Origin of the sequence: Bifidobacterium miconis (assembly GCF_019331735.1) — a bacterium.
Lineage (GTDB): Bacteria > Actinomycetota > Actinomycetes > Actinomycetales > Bifidobacteriaceae > Bifidobacterium > Bifidobacterium miconis.
In genome coordinates, this window is sequence record NZ_JAHBBH010000032.1 from 19,555 (window position 1) to 29,659 (window position 10,105).

Here is a 10,105-nt window from a genome sequence, read left to right on the forward strand (position 1 = left end):
CCAAGTCCATGACCGGATTGCGGCGTGACGGCATCCGCCAGCCTGCGGCCCTGCGGCCAATCGCCCACGTCCCGCTTGCGCGGCAGAATAAGGGATTATGACTGAAGCTGACAACACTTCCGCAATCACCGAAAATCCGAAGGACGCCAAGCCCGAACTGCCGAAGGACGTGCGCGTGCGCTTCTGCCCGTCGCCGACCGGCACCCCGCACGTCGGCATGGTCCGCACCGCCCTGTTCAACTGGGCCGAAGCCCGCGCCACCGGCGGCAAGCTGATCTTCCGCATCGAGGACACCGACGCGGCCCGCGACTCCGAGGAAAGCTACAACCAGATCCTCGACGCCCTGCGCTGGCTCGGCATCGACTGGGACGAGGGCATCGACGTCGGCGGCCCGCACGGCCCGTACCGCCAGTCCGAGCGCACCGACATCTACAAGGACGTCGCCGCCAAGCTGCTCGCCGCCGGCTACGCGTACGAGTCCTACTCCACGCCGGAGGAGATCAAGGAGCGCAACCTCGCCGCCGGCCGCCCGGCCGAATTCGGCTACGACGGCTACGACCGCGACCTCACCGAGGAGCAGAAGGCCGCGTTCCGCGCCGAGGGCCGCAAGCCCGCGCTGCGCATCCGCATGCCCGACGAGGACATCGCGTTCGACGACCTGATCCGCGGCCGCATCGAGTTCAAGGCCGGCTCCGTGCCGGACTACGTGATCGTGCGCCCGAACGGCGACGCGCTGTACACGCTCACCAACCCGGTCGACGACGCGATGATGGAGATCAACGTCGTGCTGCGCGGCGAGGACCTGCTCAGCTCCACCCCGCGCCAGATCGTGCTCTACCGCTACCTCGAGGAGCTCGGCATCGCCAAGACCACCCCGCTGTTCGGCCATATGCCGTACGTGATGGGCCAGGGCAACAAGAAGCTCTCCAAGCGCGACCCGGAGTCCAACCTGTTCAACCACCGCGACGCCGGCTTCATCCGCGAGGGCCTGCTCAACTACCTCGCCCTGCTCGGCTGGTCGATCGCGCCGGACCGCGACGTGTTCTCGATGGAGGAGATGATCGAGAAGTTCGACGTGCGCGATGTGAAGGCCAACCCGGCCCGCTTCGACCTCGACAAGGCGATCTCGATCAACGCGGAGCACATCCGCATGCTCGCGGCTGATGATTTCCTGCGTCGCTCCGTGCCGTACCTCAACCGCGACGGCGTCGTGTCGGCTGCGTCTTGGGATGCGCTGACCGACCGCGAGCGGGAGATTCTGACCGCGTCCGCGCCGCTCGTGCAGCCGCGCGTGCGCCTGCTCGGCGAGGTCGCCGGCATGGTCGGCTCGCTGCTGTCGACCGACGAGTACCTCGAGCCGGAGGACGATGCGAAGAAGACGCTCAAGGATTCCGCGCCGGCCGTGCTCGATCTGGCGATCGCCGCGCTCGAGGGCGTGGCCGAGGCCGACTGGAAGACCGATAACCTGCACGAGACGCTGAACAAGGCGCTCGTGGAGGACGGCGGTTACAAGCCGCGTCTGGCGTTCGGCCCGGTGCGCGTGGCCATGTCCGGCCGCCGCGTCTCCCCGCCGCTGTTCGAGTCGATGGAGATCGTCGGCAAGGACCTGTCGATCGCCCGTCTCAAGGGCCTGCGCGAGCACCTGTGATCGAGTGTTGATTGTCTCCTGTGCGGGAGGGATTTGCCGGGTTTTGAATGGGTCGGGCGTTTGAAACCCCCGACTTCCCGCGCGGGAGGGATTCGCCGGTTGTGATTGGCCGGAGCCGTTGGAGCCGGTGAGTCCTATGAGGGGGTTCTGGATGGCACCTTCATTCGGAACCTCCTCATTGTTCTTCGTGAGTGCATGATTGAGCGTCTGCTCCTCTGTGGGCAGACGCTCATTGTCGTATTGGAGGTTTGATGCATTATGTCGCCGCTGACCGAACATCCGCATTCTCTCGGTCGAAATAACGCTGAATGTCGTTCTGTCAACCGAGGAATCACTATGTGACACGCCGTGGTTGACGTTGTTGAGGTGTTCCCGTATATTGATCATTCGTTGCGCTTCTCCGCTCAACGACATAACTCAAGCCCCCATCGTCTAGCGGTCTAGGACTACGCCCTCTCACGGCGCCAACACCGGTTCAAATCCGGTTGGGGGTACGATTCGCCAAAGGCCCCGGGCATCCGCTCGGGGCCTTTTGTTATGTTTCCCCCGATCCGGGCTATAGGAACCAAACATGGTGTTTTAGACCTGTCGGGAGTTAAGTAAAGAAAAGAATGGTCGTGCCTTCGCGTGGTGGGGCCGTTGTTTGCGAGTGATTCTTGTGATGCCGCGTGACATTGCCGAGAGCGGGCCGGTCAAACTGGGGTTGATGTCACGCAAATCGGCGCTGTGGCGTGACATTGCAGCCAGTACTCCGGATGTGCTGGGGTCGATGCCACGCTAACCGGAATATTCGCCGGCATATTCAGGGAAGCGTCTGGAGTGTGGGTTCCGACCCGAGGATTCGAGGTGGGGCTCGAATGGCGAGGCATTGGGGTTTAGGGTTAAATGGCGATGATGAATGCCGCAAACCGTTGGAAAATAGCGCGACACGCCGTGATTTGCATGATGTGGCATGGTCGCGTATATTTATCACTCGTTGCGCGGTTCGCCGCACAGCGAATAACTCAAGCCCCCATCGTCTAGCGGTCTAGGACTACGCCCTCTCACGGCGCCAACACCGGTTCAAATCCGGTTGGGGGTACGACGACTAACTCCTCGGAGTTGGTACGCCAGCCAAATTGGGATGTGGTGTAATTGGCAACACAGCTGATTCTGGTTCAGCCATTCTTGGTTCGAGTCCAGGCATCCCAGCCAATAAGCCCTCGCCTCGCGCGAGGGTTTTTGTTTTTCGCCTGTGACAAACCGCCCGCGACACTTCAGCAAACGCCATACCAACGTGGGCTACGCTTGAGGACATGACGGAACTGAATCAGAACGACGAGCGGCCGCGCGGCGCAGGGCGGCCCGTATCGGTGTCGGCGCGACTGGGGCGCCTGCAATTCCATAATTCCGGCAAATTCCGCGTCCTGCAGCTCGCGGACATCCAGGACGGTCCGAAAGTCAACAAGGACACCATCAAACTCATCGAAGCCGCCGTGGACGCGGCCCGGCCCGATCTCGTCATCTTCACCGGCAACCAGATCGCCGGCTACGATCCGGCCTTCGCCGACACGTTCCGCAAACGTCACTGGACGCCGGCCAAGCCGGGCAATCTCGACCATACGCGCGATCTCGTGCGCGGCATGATCGCCACGTTCGTCGAACCGCTCGCCAAACGCGGCGTGCCGTTCGCCGTCACCTACGGCAATCACGACTTCCAGTGCGGGCTCGACACGCACGAACTCGACGCGATCTACCGCGAGTTCCCCGGCTGTCTGAACCCGCCGCCGGAAACGGCTGCCGCGTCCGAGCCGTCCGAGCTGTCTGAGCCGTCCGGCAGGCCCGGCGCAGCCGACGCCCCCGGCGACACGGCCGAACCGCATCCGCGCACGGTCCCGCAGTCCGGGCTTCCCGACCAACTCGTGTACCCGTGCGAAACCGGCACGTTCGCGCTGCCGGTCATGGACGCGGACCGCACGCGCACGGTGCTCGGCATCGTCGTCGCCAATTCCGGCGACTATTCGGCCGAAGGCGGCTACGGCAAACCGTCGGCGCGCACGCTCGGCTTCCTCAGGTCGCTGCCGTCGCGCATCGGCGTGAAATCGCTGGTGTTCCAGCACATGCCGCTGCCGCAGTACTACGACCTGCTCAAGCCGGTCGAGGCGAACGCGGCCGGCGCGATGCAGGGCTACCGCGCATGGGAATCGCGCTACTACGTGCTCGACGAGACGAAAACGCAGCCCGGCAGCTACCTGGGGGAGGGGATCAGCTGCCCGGACTACGACAGCGGCGAGTTCGTGATGCTCGTCGATTCGGGCGGCTATTTCGGCGTGGCCGCGGGGCACGACCATCGCAACGGATTCGTCGGCACGGTGGACGGGCTGATGCTCGTCGCGACCCCGACCTGCGGATTCGACTCGTATGGGCCCGCGGCGGAGAAGCGCGCGGCGCGACTGTTCGAATTCGACATCCGGCATCCGTACCGGCCGCGCACGCAGCTGCTCGAATACGGCGAGCTGGTGGGCAAACCCAGCTCCGGCAAGGCGTATTCGTACGACATCGCCTCGGTCAAATCGGACCGCGAAGGCATGGACCTGCTCAAGAAGAAAACACTGTGGGACACGCTTCGCGGGCTGTTCGCATGACCGTCACCCCTCCAGCAGTACGGTGAGCGCGACGTTGACGCCCGGCCCGCCGGCCTGCGCCACGTATTCGAGCAGGGCGGCGTCGGCGTTCGGATTGGCGACGAGCCAGCGGCGCAGTTCGGGCGCCTCGCGCGCGATATGCCAGAGGATGTCCGGATCGGTCGCCGGATCGCACGCGAGCAGCGGCGTGAGCACGATCGGCGGGGCGGGCGGTTCCGCGACGGGCGGCTGATGCGAACGCATTGCGTGGCGCGCATGTCCCGTGCCGCATCGGTCTGCGGGCAGGCGCAGCGTGGCCGGATTGCGGTCGGGAACCGATCGTCGTCGCAACAGTGTGCGCAGCGCGGCGGCGAATCCCCGTTGTCCGTCGTTCGTGTGCGACGCGGCGGGACGATCCGCCGGAATCCGCCGGGGTTCGATCCGTCCGTCTCTCGCGTTGGCGTACGCGTCGCTGGGTGTGCCGTCGAACGCGTTGCTGCACGTACCGCCGTGTGCGCCGCCGAACGCATCTCCCGACGTGCGTCCCGCGTCCGTCCCGCGCGTCATCCACGGCTCCACGCGGTGAACAGGTCCCGGCCGAACGAGGCGTGCGGCCAGAACGGGTTGCGCTCGAGAATCTGCAGGCAGTCCTCCGCGCTGACGCGATATTCGAGCATGAGATCGATGACCAGCTGATCCACGGCGTCGCCTTTGCCTTGATATTCCTGATATTCCGGCAGCAGAACAAGGTCGCAGGCCGTGCGCGCCGGCGTGGTGACGTGCGCGTCGCCGACGCGCATGATCTGTTCCTGCGGGCTTTTGCGGTTGAATACGCGGATGCGGCGGTCGTGCACGGTCGATCGGTAGTGCGAGCGCGAGATGACGTCCACGGTGTCGGGGAAGCGTCCGCCGATCCACACCCATGCGGCGGTGAGCGCGCAGACGGTCGTGTTGCGCGGCGCGAGACGGGCCGCGATCGACGCGCGGCCGAACAGGGTGCTGGCGTGGTCCATTTGGTACCCGTTCGTTTCGTCGAGCCGCGTCATCATGCCGTAGCCGGACAGCGTGGCCAGGCTGAGCGGTCCCGGCAGTTCCTTGCTGCCGAGCAGCGGTTTGGCGGTCGGCGGCTTGTCCTGCGGCAGCATCGACAGCGGCAGTGCCGCGGACAGTTTGCTGGAGGCGCGTGCGTTGCGCCGGTCTCGTTCGTTGAGTGCGTTCATGGTTCCGACGCTAGCGGGGGTCGCGTTGTTCGCGCCGTCGGTGCAGCGAAAAATGTGGATATGTGGATGAAAACGAACGACGATGATAATGCTGTGGATAACTTGGTGGATAAGTTGCGTGAGCGTTGGGGTGCCGCGTCTTGCATCGGGTGCGACAATGGCGTTGACACGTGTGACCGGTGTTCGCGGTGACGTCGCGCGGCATGGTCGCCCGGGCGTGTCGCGATGACTTCGCCGCGATTGGTCCGGGCGCGTCGGCGACGGTGTCCGATGTCGGGGCGCACGCACGCGTCGGGTCGGGGGAGCGTCGAGGCGGGCGCGGGAGCCGGGGCGGAGGAATGCCGCCCCCTGTCCCCGCTGAGCCTGATAATCGGGGACTATGAGTCATATTCTGGTGAATGTTGCATGGCCGTACGCGAACGGCCCCCGTCATATCGGCCACGTCGCCGGCTTCGGTGTGCCGTCCGACGTCTACGCGCGTTACGAGCGCATGAAGGGCAACGACGTCCTGATGGTGTCCGGCACCGACGAGCACGGCACCCCGATCCTCGTCGAAGCCGAAAAGGAAGGCGTGACCGCGCAGGAGCTCGCCAACCGCTACAACCGCGTGATCGCCAAGGATCTGTGCGACCTCGGCCTGAGCTACGACCTGTTCACGCGCACCACCACCGGCAACCACGAGCACGTGGTGCAGGAGCTGTTCAAGCAGTGCCTCAAGAACGGCTACATCTACAAGGGCACGCAGAAGGTCGCGATCTCGCCGTCCACCGGCCGCACCCTGCCCGACCGCTACATCGAGGGCGAGTGCCCGATCTGCCACGCCGAGGGCGCGCGCGGCGACCAGTGCGACGCCTGCGGCAACGAGCTCGACCCGGACGAGCTCATCAACCCCGTCTCCAAGATCAACGGCGAAACCCCGCGCTTCGAGGAGACCGAACACTACTTCCTCGACCTGCCGGCGCTCGCCGACGCGAACCTCGCGTGGCTCAAGACCCGCACGGGCTGGCGCACGAACGTCATCAACTTCTCCATCGGCCTGTTCAAGGAAGTCAAGCCGCGCGCCATCACGCGCGACATCGACTGGGGCATTCCGGTCCCGGTAGCGGGCTGGATCGACAACCCGAACAAGAAGCTGTACGTGTGGTTCGACGCGGTGATCGGCTACCTGTCGGCCTCGATCGAATGGGCCCGCCGCAAGGGCGACCCGGAGGCGTGGCGCGCGTGGTGGAACGACCCGGCGTCGCCGGCCTACTACTTCATGGGCAAGGACAACATCACGTTCCACTCCCAGATCTGGCCGTCCGAGATGCTTGGCTACAACGGCCAGGGCTCCAAGGGCGGCGAGACCGGCGAATACGGCCCGCTCAACATGCCCGAGCAGGTCGTGGCCTCCGAGTTCATGACGATGGAAGGCAAGAAGTTCTCCTCCTCGCGCGGCATCGTCATCTATGTCAAGGACATCCTCGCCCGCTACCCCGTGGACGCGGTGCGCTACTACATCTCCGTGGCTGGTCCGGAATCCTCCGACTCCGACTTCACGTGGGCCGAGTTCGTGCGCCACAACAACGAGGAGCTCGCCTCCAGCTGGGGCAACCTAGTCAACCGCGTCGCGAACCTCATCAACAAGAACTTCGGCGAGATCCCGGCCATCGACGAGGCGTCGCTGACCGACGAGGACCGTGCACTGCTCGACGAGACGAACGCCGCGTTCGCGACCGTCGGCGGCCTGATCGAGCACCATCGCCAGAAGGGCGCGCTGAACGAGGCCATGAAGGTCGTCGGCGACATCAACAAGTACATCTCCGCCACCGAACCGTGGAAGATCAAGGACAACCCGGCCCGCCTCGGCACCGTGCTGCACGTGGCCGCGCAGGCCGTGTCCGACGCGAACCACCTGCTCGCGCCGTTCCTGCCGCACTCCGCGCAGAAGGTGTGGGAGGCGCTCGGCGGCACCGGCACCTTCTCTCCGCTGCCGCGCATCGAGGAGGTCGAGGATCTCGACAAGCCGGGCTTCGAGTACCCGATCATCACGGGCGACTACACGTTCGGCAAGACCGTGCACCCGTGGCGGCGCGAGGAGATCGTGGTCGGCGCGCCGGTCGCGAAGCCTTCGCCGATCTTCGCGAAGATCCCGCAGGAGGCCGTGGCCGAGGAGCTCGCCCGCTTCGACGCCGAACTGGCCGCCCGCAAGGAGGCCGAGGCCAAGCGCCTCGCCGCCGCCAAGGCCGAGCTCGACAAGTAGCGGGCGCCGGCAATCGTCGGGCTTGGGTTGCGCCGCTACTTCTTGGCTCCCCTTGTCAGGGGAGCTGTCACGCAGTGACTGAGGGGTAGCCGGATCATCGCATGAAGTCTCCGGCAACGCGCCGGAATGTCTTGCATATGCGAGGGGCATCCGTGATTCGCGGGTGTCCCTCGCTGCATTTGCGTACATGGTTGGCGCACGCGGCCGCACAAACCCGTCACAGAGTTCTCAGGATTTTGTGAGGAACGCGCATCGTTCCTCACAGAAACCGGCGGTTATATGGTTCATGTCAACGGTTACGGCCGGTGGCGAGGTTCGGGTAGGACCCCATAACTGAAACCCTTCTTCTCTCTTCTCTCTCACCCGGCGGTTTTCTCTCCCGCCGGGTTTCTTTTTGTGTGCGCGTGCTCTTGCGCCGGTGCCGCCGTTCCCCTATGACAGTGCGGCAAGCAAGGCAAACGATTGACGTAAGTGATGCTTGAGAAACGTTGGTATTCCGCGGGTAATCGATTGCAAAATTTTTCTGTTCCCCGGAGTGTCGCGGGCCGACTGGCCTTATGCTGTTAAGCACCAAACATAAACGCAGTGAACAGGGTTGTTACTCCGAACGAGGCAAGACCTGAGACGGCGCAGCTCATCATCGGCGACGATGATGCGCACTGCGTTGTCTCAGGTCTTTTTTCGTTTCGGCCGAAATCAAAGACGACGGAAGGACGGGACATGGCAACGACGACTGCATCATCGGCATCAACCGAATCAACCGAATTCAAGGACACGATCGACACCGTGGCGGAAGGCGCGAACGCGGCTGCGACGGCGATCGAACAGGCGGAATCGCGCGCGTTCTCCACGCGATTCCCGATGAACAGCGCGTTCATCTTCACGTTCGGCGCGCTCGGCGGCATGCTGTTCGGCTTCGACACCGGCATCATCTCCGGCGCGTCGCCGCTCATCGAGGCCGACTTCGGCCTGACTGTCTCACAGACCGGCTTCATCACGTCGTCCGTACTCATCGGCTCGTGCGCGGGTGCGCTGTCGATCGGCGCGCTGTCCGACCGCTTCGGTCGCAAGAAGCTGCTCATCGTCTCCGCGATCCTCTTCCTGATCGGCTCGGGCATGTGCGCCACGTCCACCGGCTTCCTGATGATGGTCGCCGCGCGCATCATCCTCGGCCTTGCGGTCGGCGCAGCGTCCGCGCTCACCCCGGCCTACCTCGCCGAACTCGCGCCGAAGGAGCGCCGCGGATCGCTGTCCACGCTGTTCCAGCTCATGATCACGTTCGGCATCCTGCTTGCGTACGCCTCCAACCTCGGCTTCCTGAACCACAACCTGCTTGGGGTCCGCGACTGGCGCTGGATGCTCGGCTCGGCGCTCGTGCCGGCCGCGCTGCTGCTCATCGGCGGCCTGCTGCTGCCCGAATCCCCGCGCTACCTGGTGAACAAGGGCGACGAGCGCAACGCGTTCAAGGTGCTCACGCTCATCCGCAAGGATGTCGACCAGGCACAGGTGCAGCTCGAACTCGACGAGATCAAGGAAGTCGCCGCGCAGGACACCAAGGGCGGCGTGCGCGAACTGTTCCGCATCGCCAAGCCGGCGCTCGTCGCGGCCGTCGGCATCATGCTCTTCCAGCAGCTGGTCGGCATCAACTCGGTTATCTACTTCTTGCCGCAGGTGTTCATCAAGGGCTTCGGCTTCCCCGAAGGCGACGCGATCTGGGTGTCGGTCGGCATCGGTGTGGTCAACTTCGTCTCCACGATCGTCGCGACGATGATCATGGACAAGTTCCCGCGCAAGAAGATGCTGATCTTCGGCTCCGTCGTCATGACCGTCGCGCTCGCGATCCTCGCCGTGATGAACTTCGTGGGCGACGTGGCCGTGCTCGCCGTGCCGACGATGATCCTGATCGCGTTCTACATCCTCGGCTTCGCGATTTCGTGGGGCCCGATCGCGTGGGTGCTCATCGGCGAGATCTTCCCGCTGTCTGTGCGCGGCATCGGCTCCTCGTTCGGTTCGGCCGCGAACTGGCTGGGCAACTTCATCGTGTCGCAATTCTTCCTGATGCTGCTCGCCGCGTTCGGCAACAACGTGGGCGGTCCGTTCGCGATCTTCGGCGTGTTCTCGCTGCTGTCGATCCCGTTCGTGATGCGCTTCGTGCCCGAGACCAAGGGCAAGTCGCTCGAGGAGATCGAAGAGGAGATGACCCGCCGCTAAGCGTGCCGCACGTTACGTGCGCCGCACACGTCCGGTTCTCGTGCCGTCTGTGTTCGGTGCTCGCGTCGCGTGCGGTTGCCCGAGCTGAAACAGGCCGTAAGTATGCGGCCACAACGAACGGTCTGCGGGCTTACGGCCGTTTCCACCATCCGAAACGACCGCAAGCCCGCAGAGGCATCGT

The 10,105-nt window shown here is 64.6% G+C and carries 6 protein-coding genes and 3 tRNA genes; 7 read left to right on the forward strand and 2 right to left on the reverse strand.

The features are described 5' to 3' along the window. Window positions 1-97 precede the first annotated feature (97 nt). The 5 genes from gltX to KIH79_RS09890 all read left to right on the forward strand — a co-directional run bounded on the left by gltX (window position 98) and on the right by KIH79_RS09890 (window position 4,272). Window positions 98-1,648 (forward strand): glutamate--tRNA ligase, encoded by a 1,551-nt coding sequence (gltX, locus tag KIH79_RS09870; RefSeq protein WP_219059221.1) that lies wholly within the window; start codon window positions 98-100, stop codon window positions 1,646-1,648. A gap of 421 nt (window positions 1,649-2,069) precedes the next feature. Continuing rightward, window positions 2,070-2,142 (forward strand) — tRNA-Glu (locus KIH79_RS09875). 514 nt (window positions 2,143-2,656) lie between these two features. Continuing rightward, window positions 2,657-2,729: transfer RNA gene (locus tag KIH79_RS09880), tRNA-Glu, on the forward strand. 38 nt (window positions 2,730-2,767) lie between these two features. Further along, a tRNA-Gln gene (locus KIH79_RS09885) sits at window positions 2,768-2,842 on the forward strand. 101 nt (window positions 2,843-2,943) lie between these two features. Continuing rightward, a complete protein-coding gene (locus KIH79_RS09890; RefSeq protein ID WP_219059222.1) occupies window positions 2,944-4,272 on the forward strand; it encodes a metallophosphoesterase in 1,329 nt (442 codons plus the stop codon). A gap of 3 nt (window positions 4,273-4,275) precedes the next feature. Here the strand turns inward: KIH79_RS09890 and KIH79_RS13265 are convergent, their stop codons facing one another. Together KIH79_RS13265 and KIH79_RS09900 are read right to left on the reverse strand one after the other, a co-directional pair. Continuing rightward, complete coding sequence (locus KIH79_RS13265) at window positions 4,276-4,563, reverse strand: variant leucine-rich repeat-containing protein (RefSeq protein ID WP_420829375.1); 288 nt, start codon at window positions 4,561-4,563, stop codon at window positions 4,276-4,278. A gap of 251 nt (window positions 4,564-4,814) precedes the next feature. Continuing rightward, window positions 4,815-5,471, reverse strand: a complete 657-nt coding sequence (locus KIH79_RS09900; RefSeq protein ID WP_219059223.1) for a hypothetical protein — start codon at window positions 5,469-5,471, stop codon at window positions 4,815-4,817. A gap of 379 nt (window positions 5,472-5,850) precedes the next feature. Between KIH79_RS09900 and metG the strand changes: the two genes are divergently transcribed. Both metG and KIH79_RS09910 read left to right on the forward strand, forming a co-directional pair. Then, entirely contained in the window at window positions 5,851-7,713 is a 1,863-nt protein-coding gene (metG, locus tag KIH79_RS09905; protein WP_219059224.1) for a methionine--tRNA ligase, read from the forward strand. Window positions 7,714-8,433: 720 nt separating this feature from the next. Next, the gene (locus tag KIH79_RS09910) at window positions 8,434-9,924 is read left to right on the forward strand and encodes a sugar porter family MFS transporter (RefSeq protein WP_338010490.1); all 1,491 of its coding nucleotides are present in this window, start codon (window positions 8,434-8,436) and stop codon (window positions 9,922-9,924) included. Window positions 9,925-10,105 lie beyond the last annotated feature (181 nt).